Raw genomic sequence first — 22067 nt, 5'->3', positions numbered from 1 at the left:
CTTAGCGCCGTTGGATTAGTTTAAGCTTGGGTCTGCGGGATAGTTGGCGTACATCTTGTACTTACCCCCCATCTCTTTTAAAATATCGCGCCACAAGGAATCTATATTCAAAGTAAGCAATTTATTTGCAGCATTGTTATTAACAAACCAAACATTTTTCTCAATTTCTTCCTCTAACTGCCCGGGGCTCCACCCGGAATAACCCACAAAAAACCTGATTTTATCCTGTGAAACCAGTCCCTGGTTGATCCATTGAGTCAATTCTTCAAAATCTCCGCCCCAATAAAGATTAGAAGAAATGGCCTGAGCATCAGTTAAATCCGGTAATTGATGGATATAGTGCAATGTATTGGGCTGCATTGGCCCCCCTACTGCCAAGGGTATGTCAAAAATTTCTTCGTTAATGTCAACCACATCAGACAAATGCAGTGTGGAGATTCTATTCAATACTAATCCTACGGTACCGTCTTTGTCATGCTGACAAATCACCACCACGCTTCTTTCAAAGTTCGGGTCCCCTAGGAAAGGTTCTGAAATCAATATGCTACCGTTCTGGATCTCTTTCGCCATCTTTCTTGTCATCTGTTCCGCGAATTTTGCTCTCTAATACGTACTGTATGCAGACCTAATTGGTTTGCAAGAGCTTACATTTTGCTTATTATAAACGATTAAAAAAACCTTGTCGTATTTAAAAATGGCAAGTAGAAAAGGCTTTTTTTGCCTAATCTACCGCTTTTGAGCAGAAAGCTCTACTTTTGGTTCCTTTAACCTGCACTTGATTTGCCATGGAAACACCTTTGTCTCTCGCAGATATCCGGATAAACTACTCATTAAAAGAACTTTCCATTGACGCGGTGGCTTCAGACCCCTTCCGCCAGTTTGAGACCTGGATGCAGGAGGCGCTCTCGGCCAAAGTGGACGAACCCACGGCTATGACGCTGAGCACAGCCGATGCCCACGGAAAACCTACTGCGCGCATAGTGTTGCTGAAGGCTTTGGAAAAGAACGGGTTTGTTTTCTACACCAACTACGAGAGCCGCAAAGGGCAGCAACTCCTGGCCAATCCGTATGCCGCTCTCACTTTTTTCTGGCCGGCGCTGGAAAGGCAGGTGCGCGTGGAAGGCAGCGTGGAGCGGGTGCCCGCCGAGGCATCAGACAACTACTTCCATAGCCGGCCCCGGGGCAGCCAGATTGGCGCTTGGTCTTCTCCGCAGAGCCAACCCATCCAGGGCCGGGAAATTCTGGAGAACCTGGTACAGGAGTACAGCAGCAAGTTCAACAACCTGGAAGTGATTCCCAGGCCTGAGCATTGGGGCGGATACGTGGTAAAACCCGAACGGATAGAGTTCTGGCAAGGGCGGCAAAACCGTTTGCATGACCGCCTTTTGTATGAACTGGAAAGCAGTGGAAACTGGCACATCCAACGGTTAGCCCCCTGACCGTTTACCGCCTTTTTTTCTAAAAACTGCTTTAAAACACGTAAATGGTCCAAATACTCCCCATCAAAGGTTTTCGCTACAACCCTAAGCTGCCTTTCTCCATAGATGCGCTCACGTCTCCCCTTTTTGACGTGGTTTCTTTAAAACAGCGGCAAGCCTTGTACCGCAATTCCTATAACAGCATCCATGTCTCAGTGCCGCCGGGTCCCGATCCGGCCGATAGCGCCCGCCGCACAGTAGAACATTGGAAAAGGGCCGGAATCCTGCTGCAGGACCCTTTGCCCGGCATCTATGTCTATTACCAGTATTTCAAGCTGCCGGGGTCCAGCAGAGAGTACTGCCGCAAAGGGTTCATGTGCCATATCAAAGCCTACCACTGGGAGGAACAGGTGATCCTGAGACACGAGAACACCATCCCGGCATCGGTGAATGACCGGGTAGAATTGCTGGAGCAAACCAAAATGCACACCAGCGCCACCCACGGACTTTTCACCGATTCCTCTTTTACCCTGGAGCGATACATGGATGAAAGCATCACCTCTCCTATTTATGAATCTGAGGATTACCAGGGCGTGCGCGATGTGCTTTCGGTGATCCATGATGCCGAGGTGATCCAGAAATTTGTGGATTTGCTCAAAGATCAGCAGGTGATTCTGGCCGATGGGCACCACCGCTACGAAGGTTCGCTCCTGTACCGGAAGAAAATGCAGCAACTGCACCCCGATGCCGCAGAAGATGCCTCGTTCAACTACCACCTCATGTATTTGACCAATGCCGCCTCAGATGACCTCCGGATTCTTCCCACCCACCGGCTTTTGGAAACCCTGCCCATCGCTCCGGAGGTTTTCTTGGAGAAAATGCAGGAGTATTTTACCTTAAAGCCCATTGAAGAAGCCTATGAACTGAACGATGTCATAGTGGGTAAGCAGTGGGCTTTTGGCGTGTACCTGAATGGAGAAGCGTATAAAGCCCGGTTAAAGCCAGAGGTGCACATGCGGTTAGCTTGGGATATTCCGCAGGAAGTGAAAGACCTGGATTTAACGGTCATGCATTACTTCATTTTGGAAAAGGTGCTGGGCATATCACAGGAAGACCAGCGTAAATACCCGGGGTTGTCTTACGTGCGCTCCTTCACTGAATGTGTCGCCAAAGTGGACGCCGGTAAAGCGCAGTTGGCCCTCATAACCAATGAAGTGAAAATGGAAGAAGTGCAGCGGGTGTGCCGGTCTGGGGCGGTGATGCCGCAGAAGTCTACCTTCTTCTACCCTAAAGTGATTTGTGGTTACTTATTCAGCTCAATAGACGAAAATGAATTTTACTAACAGAAAATACATTCTGGCCTCCAACTCTCCCCGCCGGAAAGAACTCCTGACCAACCTTGGGTTACCGTTTGAAAGCCGCGTAAAGGAGATTGACGAAACGTATCCGCCTGAACTGGAAAGAGCCGACGTAGCCGAATACCTGGCGGCCCACAAAGCAAGCGCCTACCAATCTGACCTGCAGCCAGACGAAGTAATTATCACCGCAGACACCATTGTGTGCCTGGATGAAAAGGTCTTGAACAAACCCATTGACCATGCCCAGGCCACCCGCATGTTGTCCATGCTCTCGGGCCGCAGCCATGAAGTGTACACCGGGGTTTGTCTCTTGAGCCAGGAGAAAAGCATCGTTTTCCATGATGTGACCACTGTGCATTTCCGCGATCTAACCCGTGACGAGATAGACTTCTACATCAACAACTACAAACCCTTTGACAAAGCCGGAAGCTACGGGGCGCAGGACTGGTTAGGCTTGGTGGGCATTGAACGGATTGAAGGTTCTTACTTCAACGTGATGGGATTGCCAGTGCACAGACTCTACGAGGAGCTGCTGGTGTTTTAAGCTTCTTTCTCATAAATTACCCTAAAAACAGAAAACCCGCTCTATAACCAGGAGCGGGTTTTCTGTTTTTGCTTTGGTTTCTGGAATCCAGGCAAAAATCCTACTTGAACTTATTCTTCAGGATTTCAATCTCCACGCCCGGCGAAATACGCTCATACAGGATGTTGTAGACCGCGTTGGTGATAGGCATGTCTACCTTCAGGCGTCTGTTCAGTTGGTGAATGCTTTTCACAGCGTAATACCCTTCAGCCACCATGTTCATCTCAAATTGGGCAGATTTCACCGTGTAGCCGCGGCCGATCATGTTCCCGAACGTACGGTTGCGGCTGAACTGGGAATAGGCCGTTACCAATAGATCTCCCAGGTAAGCGCTTCCTTTCAGATCACGGTGCAAGGGCATGATAGCATCCAGAAACCGCTCAATTTCTTCCATGGAGTTGGAGACCATCACCGCCTGGAAATTATCGCCGTAGTTCAACCCGTGGGCAATACCGCAGGCTAAGGCAATAATGTTCTTGATCACGGCGCAATACTCCACCCCATCAATGTCATCCAGCGGATTGGCTTTTACATAGCGGTTGCGCAAAAGAGCACAGAAACGCTCTGCCCGGGCAATGTCATGCGACCCGATGGTGAGGTAAGACTGCTTTTCAAGGGCAACTTCCTCGGCGTGGCAGGGACCCGCAATCACGCATTGGCGGTCGGCGGGTACGCCGTAGTGCTGCTCCAGGAAATCGGTGATGAGCAGGTTTTCAGAAGGAATCATGCCTTTCACCGCAGAAACCACGGTTTTCTCTTTCAGGGCATCGGGCGAAAGCGGAGAAAGGGCTTGCTGCACAAAGGCTGCCGGTACGGCCAGAATCACCCACTCGGCATTGGCGACAGTCTCTACAATGTCATTGGAGGGATGTACATACTCCAGGTCAAAACGCACCCCGCTGAGGTACCTGGGATTGTGGGCGTATTGCTGTAGGTGCTGAACATCTTCCTTGTTCCTTAGCCACCAGCTTACATCTGTTTTGTTTTCTGAAAGGATCTTGACCAGCGCGGTTGCCCAGCTGCCTCCTCCTAAAACGGCAATTCTTTCTCTTTCCTGCAAAGCTTATTCCTCTTCTTCTTCTTCTGACGTATCTTCTTTCTTACTTAGTGATTTCTCGTCTATTATTTTCACCAAATCACCATCCTTCAACTGCTTGGAAACAGCTCTGAACGGACCGGAAACCACTTCCTGTCCCGGCTTTAAGCCAGACAGGATCTCAATGTTATCAAAATCGCTGATGCCGGTTTTCACCTTCACCATTTTAACCTTACCGCCTTCGTGCACAAACACCACCTCATCAGGTCTGTCTTCGGCTCTCACCGGTTTCTGGTCTTCCTGGAAACTATCGGTACCAGCCGGCTTGCTGCCCGCCTTTTCCTTGGCCCGGGTAGTTACCGCCGCCAAAGGTACAGACATTACGTTATTTTTCTGCTCTGTGATAACATCTACCGATGCCGTCATGCCCGGTCTGAACGGCGTGCGGCCTTTATCCAGCAGGTCTTTGTATGACTCGTTCAGCAACCTGATTCTTACCTCAAACTCGGTTACCGCCTCCAGCGAAGCCGCATCCTTTGCCGTGTTGGCGATGGAAGTTACAATGCCTCTGAATTTACGGTTAGTATTGGTGTAGGAATCCACTTCAATGATAGCAGAGTCATTCAGGCGCACGCGCACGATGTCATTCTCGTTCACGTCTACCCTTACCTCCATGTTGTTGAGGTTAGCGATCCGCATGATTTCTGTACCCGCCATTTGAGAGGTACCCACCACGCGCTCGCCTTTTTCTACGTTCAATTTAGAAACCGTTCCGCTTACCGGGGCATAGATGGTAGTTTTATCCAGGTTCCGTCTGGATTCCTCCAAAGAGGCGCTGGCACTGCGCACCGTGGACTCAGCGGCTCTCACCGCCTGACGGGCGGCGTCTACCTCGGCTTTGTTTGCCTCAAACTGGGAGCGGGCAGCATCAAACTCAGATTGGGAGATCACCTTCTGCTCAAACAGCTTTCTGTTGCGTTCATATGACTGCTGAACGTTTTTGCTGTTGGCCAAAGCCTGGTTCAAGCGGGCCCTGGCCTGGGAAAGGTTGGCACGCTGGGTATTCACCGATGCCGATTGCATCTCTACCATCGCCTGGTAATTGTCAGGGCGAATGCGCAGCAGTAATTGACCGGCTACCACGGAGTCGCCCTCCTTCACGTACAGTTCCGTGATCTCCCCGGAAACGTCAGGGCTGATTTTTACTTCAATTTCGGGTTGCACCTTTCCGGAGGCGCTTACCTTTTCTACTATATTGGCTGGCTTCACTTTAGCCACTGCCACTTCAACCCCTTCTTCCTTCCCAATTAATCCACTCTTCTTTGCTACCAGAAGCCCTGCGATGAGTAAAATGAGCAGGCCTCCCAGGATGTAGATCAGTTTGTTTGATTTGCGTTTTGCCATGAGCTGTTAAAGAGTGATTGTTTTACCCTGGTAGAACTCCAGGAACTTGAGACGGAAAATGTAATCGTACTTGGCTTGGATAATGTCTGACTGGGCTTTTACAAAGTTGTTGCGGGCCACGTTGTAATCCACGCTGTTGATGAGGCCATTGTTGAGGCGAATCTCCGCATTTTTAAAGGCTTGTTCAAAAGCCTCCAGCTGTTTTTTTGCAGCTGTAAATCTTTTTTGGGCATTAACCGCATCTGTATAAGCCTGGGCAATGGTTTGCTTCAATTCGTTACGGGCGATATCTGAATTGATTTCTGCGTTTTTCAGGCCGATCTTAGACAACTGCACATTATTCCTAATTCTGAAAGAATTCAAAATTGGAACGCTTAAGTTAATCCCTATAAACTGGCCTATATTGTCTTGTAGTTGGTTGAGATATGGGTACTTTCTTTCGCTTTGTTCAGGACTATAAAGAATTAATGGCTGGCTTAAGCTTGGATCCAGGAACCCCACTTGTTGTGAAACCGAGGTTTCTCCGAAAGAAATCAAAGAACTCCCGCTTGAGTAACGGGTACTGATACTTCCCACTAAACTCAAGGAAGGGTGATATCCTCCCTTGGCGATGGCAATGCTTTTTTCAGCACTTTGGATGCGAAGTCTGGCTCTTAATATCTCAGGCATTCGGTTAGAAGCCGTGGTATATACCTCTTCGGCGTTGAAAGCAATAACCGTCTGGTCTGGGTCAGGAATCTGTGGAACAACAATGGAGAAATTTGCCGGATTAGCTTCAGTAAGGTTCAGCATCTGAATCAACTGCAACTCAAACAGATCAATATTATTCTGAGCAGTTATGATATTTAACTCATCACTAGCAATTTGTGCATTCAGATCTAATACATTACTTTCAGGTACACTTCCTGCTCTGAACAGCTTTTGGGTACGCTCCAGCTGGCTACTGGTTAAATTTAACCGTTCCTGGTTTGTTTTAAGAATCTCCTGGTTCAGCAGTACGTTCATATAGGCAGTTACCACATTAAGGGTAATGTCATTCTGTACTTTCTGCTGGTCTAACTGGCTGGCTTGATAATCCAGTTTGTTGCGTTTAATGGTATTCTGGACCTGTAGGCCGCTGTATAGATTAACAGAGCCATTCACGCCCACGTTGCCCGACCAGATTTGCGTGTTCTGAATTTGGTTTCTCACCGGATCCAGGAAGAAACCATTGTTAAATCCATGTGAGCCACTTCCGTTGATGGACGGCAGCTGATCTGCCCGGGCTTGTTTTACATCAATTGCCGCCTGTTCTACAGAGAGGCCAGACTGCCTGATCAGTAGGTTGTTTTTGATGGCATGGTCCACGCATTGCTGCAAAGACCAGACAGTTTCTGTAGGAGCCGCAGTTTGTGCCAGGGCCATGGTGGCACTGCCAACGGCCAGCCCCAGCGTAGACAGGAATTTTGAAGTAAAACGTCGCATTTATAAGTCAATATTAGGGATATAGATCACATTCTTAACCCAACTCAGGTGCCGGAGGTATTCCAGCGAGATAGGTCGCAGCCCAGAGTCCATTTCAATGAACTGCCGGGCTAAGTCATGGCGGCCTTTGCGGGACACGTTCATGGTGGCAATGTTGCAGTCATCATGCGCAATAATGTCACTGATGAAGGCGATGCTGCCTTTCACGTCATCAGCGTCAATGATGAGCGTGTGCAGGTTGGCCGAAAAGTTGGAAGGGAAGCCGTCTACTTCCACTATGCTGATCACGCCTCCGCCCCGACTCTGGCCTATCACTTCGGTTTCCCGCCCATCGGCCGCTTTCAGGTGGAGCTTAATGGTGTTGGGGTGCATGGTAGAGGCATTCCCTATGGACTTGAAGGTATATTTCAGCCCACTCTCTTTTGCGTGCTCAAACGATTCTTTGATGCGGGTATCATCGGTACTAAAATCCAGTAAACCTGCTAATATAGCTCTGTCGCTGCCGTGGCCTTCATAAGTGCGGGCGAAAGAGTTATAAAAAGTTATGGTTGCTTCTACCGGCACCGCCCCCAAAATTCTGATAGCGGCCCGGGCTATCCGCACCACGCCTGCCGTATGAGAACTGGACGGACCAATCATCACTGGCCCTATCATGTCAAAAATGCTGCTCTTCTCTGCCATTCGTTTGTTTCTATCTTTCAGAACCAAAGATAAAGAAATTGCGCACCTGGAGGCAGCAGCGTTGTGCTTTCAGTTTCCAGCCCTTTCTGCCGATTGGATGCTAAAATAGCTTTGAAGGTTGCCTGAGAGGGCATTTCTTACGTATAGCAAGTCTCCGATCCAAATACTTTTACTTTCTTTGTCGCAAGTAAGGAAAGATAATTACAACATTCAGAAAATAATATATGCCAGACCCAACCTTCTCCCCGCAGGTGCTGGAATTGCTGGAACGCCTCCAACAGAAATACAGCCCACTGGGCCAGGACCTAGCTTCTTACCTGGAAGGGTTACTTTACTCAGACTTCCTTAACTACTGGGATTACATCCACTTAGACACGCTCCTGAGCTTACAGACGCCGCGCACCCGCATCCCGGATGAGGAGATTTTCATCATGTACCACCAGATCACGGAGCTTTACTTCAAGCTGAGCCTGCACGAGTACAAACAGATTGCCGAAGACCCTTCTCCTACCGCCCAAATGCTGATAACCCGGGTGGGCCGCGTGAACCGATACTTTGAAAACCTGATTGACTCCTTTGAGGTAATGGTCTCAGGTATGGACCAGAAGGAGTTCCTGAAGTTCAGGATGGCATTGATGCCGGCCAGTGGGTTCCAATCGGTGCAGTACCGTAAGATTGAAATCTGCTCCACTGATCTGCATAACCTCACTGATAAAGCCAAGCGGCAGGCTTTGGGCCAGCAGAGCACCCATGAAGAGATGTTTGGCTGTATTTACTGGAAAGAAGGAGCCACTGAGGCGGCCACCGGAGCCAAAACCTTAACGCTTTTACAGTTTGAGGAAAAATACTCAGCCGAGTTGCTCCTGCACGCTAAAGAATACCAAAACAAAAACGTGTGGGCTGTTTTTAAACGACTTTCGGCAGAAGAGCAGCAAAACCAAAAGTTACTCAATCACCTCAAAGAACTGGACAGCAATGTCAATGTAAACTGGCCCCTGATGCATTATAAATCTGCTGTGCGGTACCTGCAGCGGGACCCGGAGGTGATTGCGGCCACCGGAGGCACCAACTGGCAGAAGTATCTTCCGCCCAGGTTCCAGAAGCGTATTTTCTACCCTGAAATCTGGACTCAGGAAGAAAAGGACAACTGGGGAAAAGGCTGGGTGAACGATATCATTGGAGAGGTTGATTAAGTTCAACCTTTTCTTTTACTCCTCTTCTTTATTCTGTTTGATAACAGCTACCGGAGCTTACTTAAAGCTTGATCAGTTTCTTCACTACCTGGGCTTTCTCCACTTTGATATGCAGGTAGTAATGACCTTCAGGTAACGAACTGATATCTAACCGAACAGAACCATCCTCATCCGAGATAAAGAGTCTTTCTGAGGCAACTACGTACCCAATGGCATTCTTCACCTGAATGGAAGCCTCGGTGTTTTTGGTGAAACCCTTGATGTAGACCTCACTCCCGTAGTTAGGATTAGGGTAAAGCTTCAGCAGTTTGCTTACAACCAACTCCGGGGTACCCGAGGCCGGAGCCATGAACATGCCTGGTTCAACTGGCTCAGGTTTAGCCATGCCTAAAGCGAAACTAGTTTGGGAGGCAACAAGCAAGATTGATACTAGTACCGCGGAGAACAAGCTTTTTATGGGGGTAGAAAATGTCATAGGGAGGTTGATTTATAAGGTTACTAAGTGATTTACTTCTGTCTGGCTTAGTTCTCATCAAAACCGTACCACTCTTCTTTGGCCTGTTCTCCCCGCGGGTTTGAAGTAACTATTCTAAAGATATAGCGGACACTTGCTGACCGAAAGTCTTAGTTGATGAAACCGGTTAATAAATGGGGTGAAGCAGGATATCATTCCGACGAAGTGATCAAGAGGTATAGCGAAAACACTATGTTTAAAAAAGAAGCATTGAGCAAAGATTAAGCCCTTACTATCAACCGTTTGGCTCCCAGTTTCTTGTTGTTGCTTTAAGCTTTCCTATATGCTATGACACGAATCGAACTTCAACCTTGGTCTACAGCTTAAGTGGAAGTGCATCGGTTTTTAAGCTCGTTTTCCTGAAAAGAAGCTTAAAACGAGTACGCCCCTTCTAAACCAAAGACCTGCTTACTTGATGGTCATTGGGAAATAAAAAAAGGCTGCTCTCAACAGAGCAGCCTTTTTATTACGTTGAAGTCCAAGATTATGGGTTCTGAGGACCGAAGTTAGGGTTGTTGATGGTTTCCAGTTGCGGGAACATGTAGATAAACAGGTCGCTGTTTGCCGGGGTTACCCCCAACACCGCAGTATGGTTACCTTCCCGTACCAGAGGTTTCTGCAGACGTTTGATGTCCATCAGTCCGAAACCTTCACCGTACAGCTCTTTTCTTCTTTCTACCCAGATTTCGTCGATCAGGTCAGCACCGGTTGTGGTTGGTTTCACCGCAGCGGCCGGATTGGTGAATCGCTTCTGACGCAACTCATATACCAGTTGCTGGGCCGCATCGTCCTGACCTAAACGGGCTTTCGCCTCGGCTTCAATCAGGTACATTTCTGCAGCACGCATCAGCACGAAGTCTCCGCTCAGGTCTGACAAGTCCTTGAACTTGGTTACGGTGTACCGGTCTGAGTTGGTCTCTCCGGCCTCTTCCTGGAATTCCCGACGGGCATCAGCGGGGTCAAACAGCTCCACAAACTTGTCGTTTGCCCGGATGTTGTTATACCCTCTGCGCACGTAGGTTCTGTTACCCGCCTCATCTACGGTGTAACGGCCATCCATGGTAGAGAAGAACGACGCGAAGGCAACTTGCTGATCAGCAGACTGGGCTAAGCCCCAGATCCATTCGCCGTTGGCATAGTTGTTAAAGCCTTCTTTCCACTCAATTGGTGACATTAAAGGATGGCCTTGTCTGGCTTTCACCGCGAAATCAGCGGCTTGTTCCCATTGTCCCATCTCCAGGTACACGCGGGCCAGTAAGCCCTGGGCTACGTTTTTGTTCACGCGGCTTTTGGCAACTCTGGACACCGGCAGATCGCGCTCTGCAATGTTCAGGTCCTCCAGAATCTGGGTGTACACCTCCTGCAAAGTAGCTCTTGGCTTGCCTTCTGTATCAATGGTGGTTTGTTCCAGCACCAAAGGAACCGCTAACGCATTTGGATCCTTCAGATAGGTATGCTGGTACGTTCTGGCCAGATTGAAATACCCGAAAGCCCGCAGAGCCCTTGCTTCTGCTTCAAATTGCGCGCGCTGGGTTTCTGTGATACCCGGCACTTTGGCGGCATTGGCAATTACGTTGTTGGCGTTGGTAATGATGTTGTAGTTAGATGCCCACAACATATACGTACCACGGTAAGTTGGCAATTTGTTGTCCAACTCATATTGGTACACAAACCAACCTGTGTTTGCCATAAGGTCCTGCCCCATCACATCCCACGTCTCGTTGAAGTGAGGGATTCCGTAGCTGTCATGGCCTGGAGTGGAGCCAGAGTTCACCGGAGCGTCACGCATCAACCGGTAAATACCGGTCAAGGCCGCTTCTACGGCAGCTGGTGAGCTGAAGGCCTGCTCATAGGAAGCTGCGTTGGAAGGAACTGTTTCTAGGAAGTCTTCCTGGCAAGAACCTAACGCAAGAGTTGCTCCCAGCAGAACAGTGTATATTTTAGCTTTATTGATTTTCATTTACTAAAGTAGTTTGTCTGTTATTAGAATGAAGCGCGTACCCCAACGGAGTAGGTTTTCATGGTTGGGAAGCTGTTCGTAGTGATACCGTCAAGTGACTGCTCAGGATCCATGCCTTCCACGCCTTTAGACCATGTCCACAGGTTGTCGCCTTGTACAAACACGCGCAGGCCTTTCATCTTCAGACGCTCCTGGATAGCAGAAGGCAAGGTGTAACCCAGCGTAATGTTCCGCATGCGTACATAAGAAGCATCAGTCAGGAAGCGGGAAGAACGAGCGTTGGCATTCAGAGACTGGCCAGTTCCTAAGCGAGGCACATCGGTCACGTCGCCTGGGTTCTGCCATCTGTCCAGAATGTCGGTGCTCCAGTTGTAACCGGCAGAAGAACCTCCGCCCATCAGACCGCTGTAGTCAGTGTTCAGGATTTTACCGCCAAAGCTGTAGTTGAACAACAGATTCAGGTCAAATCCTTTGTAGCGCAGGCTGTTGGAGAACCCACCGGTAACGTCTGGTAGAGCGTTCCCTACATAGTAACGGGTAGCCAAAGCGTAGTTGGTGGTAGTTTGTCTTTCTACTACCCCTTCGGCGTTCTTCACATCACGGTACCACATGCTTAAGCCTGTCTGCGGATCTACCCCGGCGAAATCTTCAATGAAGAAATCATAGATAGACTGACCCACTTTGTACTGCTTGGATCCTGCCAGAATGGTAGGTTGCGGCAACTGCGTGAATTCATTGGTGTTGTGCGAAGCATTCAGGTTAGCAGTCCAACCGAAGTTCTCAGTATCAATGATTCTGGCAGTAATGTTTGCTTCAACCCCTCTGTTGCGCATGGCACCCAGGTTAGCAGAAACTCCCACGAAACCGGTAGATGGAGCCATTGGCTTGTTCAACAGCAGGTCTTTTGACTCTCTGTCATAGTAGTCCAAAGAAACATCCAGTCGGTTGAACAGGGTTGCGTCTAAACCAACGTTGAAGATGGCTTGCTTCTCCCAGGTCAGGTATGGGTTCTCCAGGGTGGTTACAATCATGCCTGGCTCAGACAGATCTGGATACACGGTATTATATAGACCTCTGTAGGCATAGTAAGAACCTAGGTTCTCATTACCAGAAGTACCGTAGCTGGCTCTCAGTTTGGCATTGTTCACCCACAGCAGATCTTTCATGAAGTTCTCTTCAGACAATCTCCAGGATGCACCCACTGAATAGAAGTTACCCCAACGTTTGTCTTCTCTGAATCTGGTAGACCCATCTCGGCGGAATGAAGCTGACAGGTAATATTTATCTGCCAGGCCATAGTTCACCTGACCCAGGAAGCTTTGCAGCGCACGTCTGTCTCTTTGTGAGTTTGAGCTCACAATAGTGGCAGCGTTGTCTAATTCGGTCATACCCTCAATCGGAATGAAACCGGTTTTCTGGGTAGAAACAGAGTTAGAAGATAAATTGAATACCTCAAAACCACCTAGCGCGTCAAACGTGTGCTTACCAAAGGTTTTGTTCCAGCTCAGGATGTGGTTGAAAGTGTATTCTGTGAACGAAGTTCTGGTCTGCGTACCACGTCCGCCAATAGAACCGGATGCATCACCGTATTCTGGGTTGTAGAACGTCTCGCCACGGTAGTTGTCACCGTTCAAAGCCAGAGTAGTTCTGTACTTGAAGTCTTTCAGGAAGCTGATTTCAGCAAATCCGTTCCAACCCCAGGTCAGGTTATTACCCCGGATGATGTCCAGCACGGTAGTACCTACCGGGTTGCTGTTTCCGCCGTACGGACGAGAGGTATTGAAGTCAAACTCCTGCGGACCGGTGAATGGAGTACCATCTGCGTTCTTTCTGCGGTAGATTGGATAGATGCTGGAGATATATCTTCCCCAAGACACCACGTTCCGGAACGAAGTACCGCTGGAAGTTGGCGCATTCTGGTCTGTGTAAGAAAGGTTGGCGCTCAAACCAACTTTAATGTTGTCACGCACTTGTGAGTTCAGGCGCAGACGGGTTGAGTAACGTTTGAACCCAGAAGTGATAAAGGCACCTTGCTGATCTAAGTAATTACCAGAGAAATAGTAATTGCTCTTGTCATTTCCACCTTGTACACTTAGGTCATATTCCTGACGAACTGCTTTTCTGTATAAAGCATCTCTCCAGTTTTCATCCCAGGCTGGGGTTAAACCAGGCTTGATTTTGCCATCCAAGCCAACTGGCTCAGGGTCAGTTACACCATTAGCATTGTTGAAGGGGTTGTACTGCTGCCCGTTACCGGCACCTGCCAAACGACCTACTACCAGTTTAGAAGCATACTCCTCCGGAGAGGCGTATTTTCCTTCCCACAGTTTAGCATTAGCTCTTGCATCGTTGCGCAGGGCTTCCCAGGTAAGCTCATACATCTGGTTTGCGTTAACGGTTTTGTAATCATCTACCGCGAAGTCAGAAACCCCAACGGTAGCCCCGAAGGTGATGGTTGCGTCTTTGGGAGCAGAACCGCCTTTGGTGGTGATTACAATAACTCCGTTAGCCGCGCGAGAACCGTAAAGAGAGGCCGCAGTTGCGTCTTTCAATACGGTCATGGACTCAATGTCATGCGGGTTGATGGCATTGATATCGCCGGAATAAGGCGCACCGTCCACTACGTACAAAGGAGCACTGGAAGCGTTTACGGAGCCTACCCCCCGGATACGAACGTTGCTGGTGGTACCCGGCTGTCCGCTGGAAGAAGTCACCTGCACGCCTGGCGCTAAACCTGAAAGGGCTTTGGTTACATCGTTGGCCTGCATTTTTTCAATGGCTTCAGATTTCACGGCAGTCACAGAACCAGTGTAGGATTTCTCCTCGGCGGTACCGTACGCCACTACCAGAACTTCGTCCAGTTGGGTTTGATCAGCAGCCAGAGCTACGTTTATGGTAGTCTGTTCGCCAATGGCTACTTCTTTGTTTGTATAGCCAATGAAGGTAAAAACCAGCGTTCCGTCAGCGGTTGGAACGGAGATCTCATACCCTCCATTTACATCAGTAGGAGCCGCATTGCTGGTTCCTTTTAATTGAACGGTAACCCCGGGCATTCCTTCGCCCGTTTGTGCATCGGTTACGCGTCCTTTGATAGTCCGATTTTGCGCCCACGCATGGCTAACCAGCATCAGCAGCAAAACGAAGCTGAACAAAAAAACTTTCTTCATTAAGGTTTTGGATTGTAATAGGGTGAGAGTACGCACTACCATGTCCTGTTCTTTAGGACCATGAGGATAATAGTACAATTTTCAACTCCCTTTTGTAAGTAAACTTCTTCTATTGGATCAACGCTTTTGTAAGAGACAGTATTTGTTCCTTGTGTTTATTCTCTTGGTTAAATGAGCGTTGTTTCTGTTTAGGCAATATTATTCTTCTTCTTTCGCTAACACCAACCTCCTCTCTTCCTTCAAATTATACCATACCAGATTATTCCGGTTTACATAATCAACGCGCTACTTCTTGCTATATTTTATAATTTTTCCTGTTTTCGCATTTTATTCAAAACGTTATAGAACACCTTAGCTCTGTTTCATTTTTCATACAATAAACCATTGGTATTCAGTAACTTTCACTTTTCTAATACAAAGTTAAAACGCTGAAGATTAGTTATTTACAAGACTTAGCGTGGGCTTAATGTTTTACCGGTCAAAAAAGTTTACTGGGAGAACAATTTTTTTGCTGGTTCTGGAAAATCAGGGTTAAAACGAATTTTCCTGAGCAGGTTTTCGTTTCTAAAGAGTACCTATCTTTGCAGCTATAATAAAAGACAGGTGTCACAAACCTAAACTTTAAGGCTAACTACCTTACACCAGTACATGAAAAAAGAACTTGATTTGGTCTTGGCACCCGAGATTGCCTATGACCCTGCCCTTCTGGAGCGTGAGCTCCTGCAACAAGCTGGCCTTCTAAACCCTGCAGATGCCGCTTTTATCCATAAGATTAAGAGATCCATTGACGCCCGCGGCCGCCAGGTGAAAGTAAAGGTGCGTGCCGATGTGTACACCCAGGCCCCAGATCTTTCATCTATTGCTCCTTCTTATGTATATCCAGAAGTGAAGCCTGAGGCAGAGAAGGTGCTGATTGTAGGAGCCGGACCCGCCGGATTGTTTGCTGCCCTCCGCTGCCTGGAACTAGGCCTGAAGCCCGTGGTGCTGGAACGCGGGAAAGACGTGCGGAGCCGCCGCAGAGACCTGGCCGCCATTAACAAAGAGCATGTGGTGAACCCAGACTCCAACTACTGCTTCGGGGAAGGCGGGGCCGGCACCTATTCAGACGGGAAACTGTACACCCGCTCCAAAAAGCGCGGCGATGTGCAACGCATTCTCCAGATTATGGTGCAGCACGGGGCAACGCCGGACATCCTGTTCGATGCCCACCCGCATATCGGGACCAATAAACTGCCGGTGCTCATTGCCGAGATCAGAGAAACTATTCTGGCCCGTGGCGGAGAGATTCACTTCAATACCCGGGTAACGGATTTCATCCTGGAGAACCAGGAAGTGAAAGGCGTAGTGACCGCTTCCGGAGAGACCTTTGAAGGCGATGCGTTGATTCTGGCCACTGGTCACTCGGCCCGTGATATTTATGAATTGTTGCACGCCAAAAACATCCTTATTGAAGCCAAGCCCTTTGCCATGGGCGTGCGCGTAGAGCACCAGCAAAAACTGATAGATGGCATCCAGTACCACTGCGAGAACGGTGACCGGGGCCAGCACTTGCCCGCCGCCAGCTATGCCCTGGTGCAACAGGTGAAATATAAAGGCCAGGAAAGAGGCGTGTTCTCGTTCTGTATGTGCCCCGGCGGGTTCATTGTACCGGCCGCAACGGCTCCCGGCGAGGTGGTGGTAAACGGTATGTCGCCCAGCCGCCGAGATTCCAAGTATGCCAACTCCGGCATTGTGGTGGCCATCTACCTGGAAGACATGGACCTGAAACGCCACGGGGCCCTGGCTGGGCTGCGCATGCAGCAGGAACTGGAACGCAACGCCTGCCTAGCCGCGGGCGGAACCCAGGTGGCTCCAGCCCAGCGCTTGCACGATTTTGTGAAAGGGAAAGTTTCTACGTCTTTGTTGGAGACTTCTTACCAACCTGGCTTGGCCAGCGTAGACATGCGCAAGGTGCTGCCTCCTATTATAGGGGAAAGGCTTCGGGGCGGATTTCAGGAATTCGGCTATAAAATGCGCGGGTATCTGACCAATGAGGCTCAGATTGTTGGCGTGGAAAGCCGCACTTCTTCCCCGGTTCGTATCCCTCGGGATAAAGAGACGTTGCAGCACCCGCAAATCAAGAACCTCTTCCCGTGTGCCGAAGGAGCCGGATACGCCGGTGGAATCGTGTCGGCGGCTATGGATGGGGAGCGTTGCGCCGAGCAGGTAGCCTTGCTGATTAAGCGTTAACCCGCACCCCTGTTTATGAGTATAATTACGTAGGCGTTTTTTGCCTGTTTTTCTAAAAATACCTGCAAAGCCATGAAAAAGACGATAGTGATTGGCGCCTCAGACAACCCTGGACGCTATAGTTATAAAGCGGTGCATCAATTGAAACGCTCGGGCCACGAGGTAGTGCCCGTTGGTATCCGGAAGGGCCAGGTGGCCGGTCTGCCTATTGAAACTGAAAAGCCCCAGGTAGATGGCGTAGATACCGTGACCCTGTATGTTGGCCCGCAAAACCAACCCAGCTGGTACGACTATATTTTGTCTCTCCACCCCAAACGGATCATCTTCAACCCCGGCACTGAGAACTACGAGTTTGAGAAGAAAGCCCAGGAACAGAACATCCAGACCTTGCATGCCTGTACCTTGGTGATGCTTTCCATCGGGAATTATTGATTTGTAAGAACATTGTTAAGATTACCTGAAAAGCGTTTTGGAGCTATTTATCAGCAAGCAGCTCCAAAACGCTTTTGCTTTGTGGCCTAAGCCATTACAAGCAATCCGGCTCCTTTAACCCCTCTCCTTCTTTCTGCAAACCCTATTGATTCTTCTGGTTTTCACTCCCTGCTTTTCTGCCTGTAACTGGTAATCTGCAAAGTTTGTAACCATTGGCGTTTTGTTCGGTTATGCATCAAGTACTATTTTTGAACTGAACGATACCAGATTACATGGAGAAGAAGATTCTTGTGGTGGAAGACGAAGCCCGCCTGGCCGAAATGTTACAGCGTGGTTTGAAGGAGGAAGGCTACTCCGTTAGCGTGGCCATGAGCGGTACCATGGGCTTGAAAATGGCCATGGATTTTCCCTTTCACCTCATCATCCTGGATCTGATGCTCCCTGAGATCAGCGGGTTGGAAGTCTGCAAAAAGCTGCGGGAAAACCAGGTAGAAACGCCCATTCTCATGCTTACCGCCCTGGACTCGCCTGAAAACATTGTTACCGGGCTGGATAGCGGGGCCGATGATTACCTGGTAAAGCCGTTCAACTTTTCTGAGCTGAACGCGCGCATCAGAACCCTTACCCGCCGGTCGCAGAACGGAATAGTGCCGCAGAACAAAATCAGGATCGCGGATCTGGAAGTTGACCTGATAGAAAAACAGGTGACCCGTAGCGGCAACAAGATTCCCCTTACCGCCACTGAGTTCCGCCTGTTGGAGTTCCTGACGCAGAACCAGAAGCGGGTTTTATCCCGGATTGAGATTCTGGAGAACGTCTGGAACATAGATTTCAACCTGGGCACCAACGTGGTGGATGTCTACATCAACTACCTCCGGAAAAAGGTAGACAAAGACTATGAGCCAAAACTCATTCATACTATTATCGGGATGGGTTATGTTCTCAAGGAGGATGAAGTATGAACATCCAAACCCGGGCTACCCTTCTATTCTCCATTTTAACTTCCCTGGTGATTCTGCTATTCAGCGTTTTCATCTATTTCTTCACTAACCATTACGCCTTTGAGGATTTCTACAAACGCCTGGAAACGCGCGTAAACCTGGCTTCGGCCATTCACCTGAACATCAATGCCACCGCTGAGCCCCATGAAATAAAGATGCTGCGGCAAGCGTACCTGGAGAAACTCCCCGAAGAAAGAGAGTACCTGCTGGAGGTCCCAGAGGTGAACCCACTGGCCAAGCTGCGGAAAGCAGGAATTCCGGTGGCTTTTCTGGCCGAGGTGATCCAGGACAAAACGGGCAGGTACCGCACCCAGCATACTTTCTTTGCCGGAAGTTTGCAGGAAAGTAAGGGCAAGAGGTACCTGGTGATTGTATCGGCGAAGAACCCGTATGGCCTGGAAGAAGTGGCGCACCTCTCCCGCATACTTCTCCTGGGCTTTTTGTTTTCGGTGGTGTTGGTGTTCTTTTTAGGGAAGCGGTTCACCCGGCATACATTCAAGCCCGTGCGCGACATCATCAAGAATGTGCAGGGCATTACCGCCGAGAACCTGAACCAGCGCCTGGAAGTGGGCACGAACAAAGACGAACTCGCGGAACTGACCCAGACCTTCAACGACATGCTCACCCGGCTGGAAACAGCCTTTGAGACCCAGAACAACTTTGTGAGCAATGCCTCGCATGAGCTGCGCACGCCGCTCACTATTATCAAAGGGGAAGCTGAGCTGGCTTTGTCTAAACCAGGGTTGTTGCCGGAGCACCAGAAAGCCGTGGAGAAAATTCTGGATGAGTCTGATAAGCTCAAGGACATCCTGACCAGCCTGTTGGGAATTGCCCAAAGCGGGTTTGACGGCAAAAAGCAGAACTGGGAGCTGGTGCGCATTGATGAACTGCTCTGGCTGGTGAAAGAAACCGCCGACCAACTGTATCCTGAGAACAACATCCAGATAGACTTCAGCCAGCTGCCCCAGGACGAGAGCCACCTGCAGGTAAGCGGGAACGTGAACCTGCTAAAATTAGCCGTCAGCAATATTGTGCTGAATGCCTGCAAGTATTCCCATAACCAGGCGGTGCGGGTGCAGATTGCCACCGAGAACGGCCAACTAACCATCTCGGTGCAGGACAAAGGCATTGGCATCCCCGAGGAGGAACTGCCCTACATCTTCGTGCCTTTCTTCAGGGCCTCCAACACCACCGATTTTGAAGGCCACGGCGTTGGGCTGCCGCTTTCCCTTAACATCATTCGCCTGCACAAAGGCAGCATTGGGATTCTCACCCAGGAAGGCTCCGGCACCGAAATCAGGGTACACCTGCCCCTGGCCGATACCTTCTAGGCCCATCCTGTTTTAAATACGTTTTAGTAAAATCAGCCTTAAAACAAGAGGGAACCTCTACGGTATTCCCTTTTATTTTGACTTAATCAAAATAAATATCGCTGATTTTCAAAGACTTATCTTTCTAATCTCAATTCTAATAACATTCTAATCCCGCTCTAAAAGAGGCTTAATACCACTCGCGTAGGTTTGTTTAAAGTTTTAGTCACCAAACCTGACGAGCTATGACTACTGTATTGATGCCCTCAAATTTCAAGAAAGACTCCTTAGCGTGTATTCCTGAACTGTTGGAAACTTTTCCGGGAATGCCGCTGAAGGTGTTGCTTTTCCATCCGTTCGGGTTATCCAGTTCTATCACTGATTTGCTGATGCTGGCCCGCAGAAGCCGCGAGGAAGAAACGCTTATTTCCCTGGACTTCTACGGCGAATGCGTGGAGTTGCAGCAGGAGTATCCGGAACTGGAAGGAGTGAACTGGACCTGCTTCTACGGTACTACCCTGGTGGCTTTTAAGAACTTTCTGAAGGCCAACTCCATAGACTTTATAGCCTCCCCTACTACTTACAAGTTCCAGGCTTTGAGCAAACAAAGCCTGAACCCTAACCTCTTCCTGGAGAAATGCGGTTTGCCTGTCATTTCTATCACTCCGCAAGAATGCACCTTTGCCCACAGAACCGAACAGGCTTCTTAAGGCATCCTATCTTTTCTATCCATTTAACTTTTGACTTATGTTGTTGAAGAATAATATTCCCAGCAGGTATGTATTTGGGAAAATCAAAAAAGAAGTCTTGATCGTGACGGCCTATGCGGTCTTCGTGGCGGTCATATACATCAATTTCCACTTTACCCGTATTTCCATTCCTATTGCGGTGCCTACCATGCTGGGTACCATCTTGTCTTTGCTGCTGGCATTTAGGTCTAACCAGGCCTATGACCGGTGGTGGGAAGCCCGTACGCTGTGGGGAGCTATTGTGAATGATTCTCGCACGCTTACCCGCCAGGTTCTAAACTTCGTGGACACGCCTTACAACTCCGTGGAGGCTTTGTATTTCAAGGAAAGGTTTGTGAAACGGCAGATTGCCTGGTGCTACAGCCTGGGCCAGTCCCTCAGAAGACTGGAGCCCCTGGAGGGAGCCGATAAACTGATGTCGAAGGAGCAGCTGGCTTACCTACGGGACTACACCAACAAACCCGTGGGATTGCTGCAGCTGCACGGGGAGGATTTGCGCCGGGCTTACAAAGAAGGCTGGATCAATAAGTACCAGCAGATTGAAATTGACGGCACACTGACCCGCCTTTGTAACTCCATGGGTGGTTGTGAGCGCATCAAGAATACCGTATTCCCGGCTACGTACAGCCTGTACACGCACCTGGCCTTGATCCTCTTTATCCTGATGCTGCCGTTCGGAGTGATAGACGTGTTCGGGATCATGATGGTGCCGCTGGTAGTGGCAATTGCCTCCTCCTTCCTACTGATCGAGAAAATGGCCATTCATCTGCAAGACCCCTTTGAGAATAAACCCACCGATACCCCAATGAGCACCATCGCGCAGACCATTGACCGCGACTTGAAACAGATGCTCCGCGAATACAAAGAACCCGAAGAAGCTCCTAAAAAAGAGCAGAAAGTAGCTTTCTATATCTTATAATAGGATAAGCTACTAACCAAAAGTGCCTTTGCCAGGTCTTCTGTTTAACCCAGAATTCTTAGGCAAAGGCACTTTTTTTTAATGGTTGAAAGTCAGAGATTTTCACATCAGTTTTAGGGCTGTTTTCTCTAAATCAATCTAAAAACGAGGAAAACCTAATTTTACTGGTTAGCCTTTTTACTGGCCGTTGCTTTTTTAACGGGTAAGCCTGCGGCCTGCAGGTCTTTATAGCCTCCTATATTATAGACGTGCTCAAAACCTGCCTCCTTCATGAGCTGCAGCGCTTTTCCGCTTCTGTTCCCCGAGGCGCAGTACAGGTAATAGGTTTTAGATTTATCCAGCGTTTCCAGTTCCTTCGCGAAAGCTCCTCCCCTGTAGTCTGAGTTTCTGGCTTTCTTCAGGTGCCCCTGTGCAAATTCCTCGGGGGTACGCACATCAATTAAAACTCCCTTTTCCTGCTTTACTACTTCCTTGTATTGGTCCGGAGTAAGGGTGCTGGCGGGTTTGTCTTGCGCAAAAACAACTTGGGTGCAGCTTAACGCCAAGGCTATCAGAAACGATTTCATAGGTCTATTTAAAATTTTTTGGATCGATCTATACAGTAATCTATTCAAAGGTAAGCGAATAACTTCTTGATGTACAATAATTT

General features: G+C 49.0%; 19 protein-coding genes. 10 read left to right on the top strand and 9 right to left on the bottom strand.

Annotation, left to right across the window (positions count from 1 at the left end):
- Positions 1–15: 15 nt before the first annotated feature.
- Positions 16–570 (bottom strand): YqgE/AlgH family protein, encoded by a 555-nt coding sequence (locus tag JT719_RS01420; RefSeq protein WP_207430362.1) that lies wholly within the window; start codon positions 568–570, stop codon positions 16–18.
- 215 nt (positions 571–785) lie between these two features.
- Between JT719_RS01420 and pdxH the strand changes: the two genes are divergently transcribed.
- From pdxH to JT719_RS01405, 3 genes are read left to right on the top strand one after another with little or no spacing between them, the layout of a single operon-like run.
- Entirely contained in the window at positions 786–1439 is a 654-nt protein-coding gene (gene pdxH / locus JT719_RS01415) for a pyridoxamine 5'-phosphate oxidase (protein ID WP_207430361.1), read from the top strand.
- A gap of 44 nt (positions 1440–1483) precedes the next feature.
- Positions 1484–2761 (top strand): DUF1015 domain-containing protein, encoded by a 1278-nt coding sequence (locus tag JT719_RS01410; protein WP_207430360.1) that lies wholly within the window; start codon positions 1484–1486, stop codon positions 2759–2761.
- Positions 2748–3320 carry a Maf family nucleotide pyrophosphatase gene (locus JT719_RS01405; protein ID WP_207430359.1) on the top strand — a complete coding sequence of 191 codons (573 nt, stop codon included), beginning with the start codon at positions 2748–2750 and terminating at the stop codon, positions 3318–3320. The genes JT719_RS01410 and JT719_RS01405 overlap by 14 nt, the downstream gene beginning before the upstream one ends.
- A 100-nt stretch (positions 3321–3420) precedes the next feature.
- Here the strand turns inward: JT719_RS01405 and JT719_RS01400 are convergent, their stop codons facing one another.
- The 4 genes from JT719_RS01400 to sdaAB are packed head-to-tail and all read right to left on the bottom strand — an operon-like array spanning position 3421 to position 7944.
- Positions 3421–4419, bottom strand: a complete 999-nt coding sequence (locus JT719_RS01400) for an NAD(P)H-dependent glycerol-3-phosphate dehydrogenase (RefSeq protein WP_207430357.1) — start codon at positions 4417–4419, stop codon at positions 3421–3423.
- A 3-nt stretch (positions 4420–4422) separates the two neighbouring features.
- Positions 4423–5799, bottom strand: coding sequence for an efflux RND transporter periplasmic adaptor subunit (locus tag JT719_RS01395; protein WP_207430355.1), 1377 nt, complete (start codon positions 5797–5799; stop codon positions 4423–4425).
- A gap of 6 nt (positions 5800–5805) precedes the next feature.
- On the bottom strand, positions 5806–7203 hold the full coding sequence (locus tag JT719_RS01390) for a TolC family protein (RefSeq protein ID WP_207430353.1): 1398 nt from the start codon (positions 7201–7203) through the stop codon (positions 5806–5808).
- A gap of 60 nt (positions 7204–7263) precedes the next feature.
- Positions 7264–7944 carry an L-serine ammonia-lyase, iron-sulfur-dependent subunit beta gene (gene sdaAB, locus JT719_RS01385; protein WP_207430351.1) on the bottom strand — a complete coding sequence of 227 codons (681 nt, stop codon included), beginning with the start codon at positions 7942–7944 and terminating at the stop codon, positions 7264–7266.
- A 224-nt stretch (positions 7945–8168) separates the two neighbouring features.
- Here sdaAB and JT719_RS01380 point away from each other — a divergent pair, with 224 nt between their 5' ends.
- Entirely contained in the window at positions 8169–9137 is a 969-nt protein-coding gene (locus tag JT719_RS01380; protein ID WP_207430349.1) for a tryptophan 2,3-dioxygenase family protein, read from the top strand.
- A 61-nt stretch (positions 9138–9198) separates the two neighbouring features.
- Here JT719_RS01380 and JT719_RS01375 read toward each other — a convergent pair whose 3' ends face one another.
- From JT719_RS01375 to JT719_RS01365, 3 genes are all read right to left on the bottom strand, one after another.
- Positions 9199–9522 (bottom strand): T9SS type A sorting domain-containing protein, encoded by a 324-nt coding sequence (locus JT719_RS01375; protein ID WP_207430347.1) that lies wholly within the window; start codon positions 9520–9522, stop codon positions 9199–9201.
- A gap of 613 nt (positions 9523–10135) precedes the next feature.
- A complete protein-coding gene (locus JT719_RS01370) occupies positions 10136–11611 on the bottom strand; it encodes a RagB/SusD family nutrient uptake outer membrane protein (protein ID WP_207430345.1) in 1476 nt (491 codons plus the stop codon).
- A 23-nt stretch (positions 11612–11634) separates the two neighbouring features.
- Positions 11635–14778 carry a SusC/RagA family TonB-linked outer membrane protein gene (locus JT719_RS01365; protein ID WP_207430344.1) on the bottom strand — a complete coding sequence of 1048 codons (3144 nt, stop codon included), beginning with the start codon at positions 14776–14778 and terminating at the stop codon, positions 11635–11637.
- A gap of 648 nt (positions 14779–15426) precedes the next feature.
- Between JT719_RS01365 and JT719_RS01360 the strand changes: the two genes are divergently transcribed.
- From JT719_RS01360 to JT719_RS01335, 6 genes are all read left to right on the top strand, one after another.
- Entirely contained in the window at positions 15427–17007 is a 1581-nt protein-coding gene (locus JT719_RS01360; RefSeq protein ID WP_207430342.1) for an NAD(P)/FAD-dependent oxidoreductase, read from the top strand.
- Between the two features lie 72 nt (positions 17008–17079).
- Positions 17080–17439, top strand: a complete 360-nt coding sequence (locus tag JT719_RS01355; protein WP_207430341.1) for a CoA-binding protein — start codon at positions 17080–17082, stop codon at positions 17437–17439.
- Positions 17440–17711: 272 nt separating this feature from the next.
- Entirely contained in the window at positions 17712–18401 is a 690-nt protein-coding gene (locus tag JT719_RS01350) for a response regulator transcription factor (RefSeq protein ID WP_207430339.1), read from the top strand.
- Positions 18398–19771, top strand: a complete 1374-nt coding sequence (locus JT719_RS01345) for a sensor histidine kinase (RefSeq protein ID WP_207430338.1) — start codon at positions 18398–18400, stop codon at positions 19769–19771. Before JT719_RS01350 ends, JT719_RS01345 begins: the two co-directional genes overlap by 4 nt.
- A gap of 224 nt (positions 19772–19995) precedes the next feature.
- The gene (locus JT719_RS01340; protein ID WP_207430336.1) at positions 19996–20460 is read left to right on the top strand and encodes a hypothetical protein; all 465 of its coding nucleotides are present in this window, start codon (positions 19996–19998) and stop codon (positions 20458–20460) included.
- 37 nt (positions 20461–20497) lie between these two features.
- Positions 20498–21418 carry a bestrophin family protein gene (locus JT719_RS01335; protein ID WP_207430335.1) on the top strand — a complete coding sequence of 307 codons (921 nt, stop codon included), beginning with the start codon at positions 20498–20500 and terminating at the stop codon, positions 21416–21418.
- A 161-nt stretch (positions 21419–21579) separates the two neighbouring features.
- Here JT719_RS01335 and JT719_RS01330 read toward each other — a convergent pair whose 3' ends face one another.
- Positions 21580–21984: a rhodanese-like domain-containing protein gene (locus JT719_RS01330; protein ID WP_207430333.1), complete on the bottom strand. Its 405-nt coding sequence runs from the start codon at positions 21982–21984 to the stop codon at positions 21580–21582.
- Between the last annotated feature and the right edge of the window lie 83 nt (positions 21985–22067).

Source organism: Sabulibacter ruber (assembly GCF_017355955.1).
Classification (GTDB): domain Bacteria; phylum Bacteroidota; class Bacteroidia; order Cytophagales; family Hymenobacteraceae; genus Nibribacter; species Nibribacter ruber_A.
Note: the sequence above shows the minus strand (reverse complement) of the source record. Positions and strands in the feature narration are given on the sequence as shown.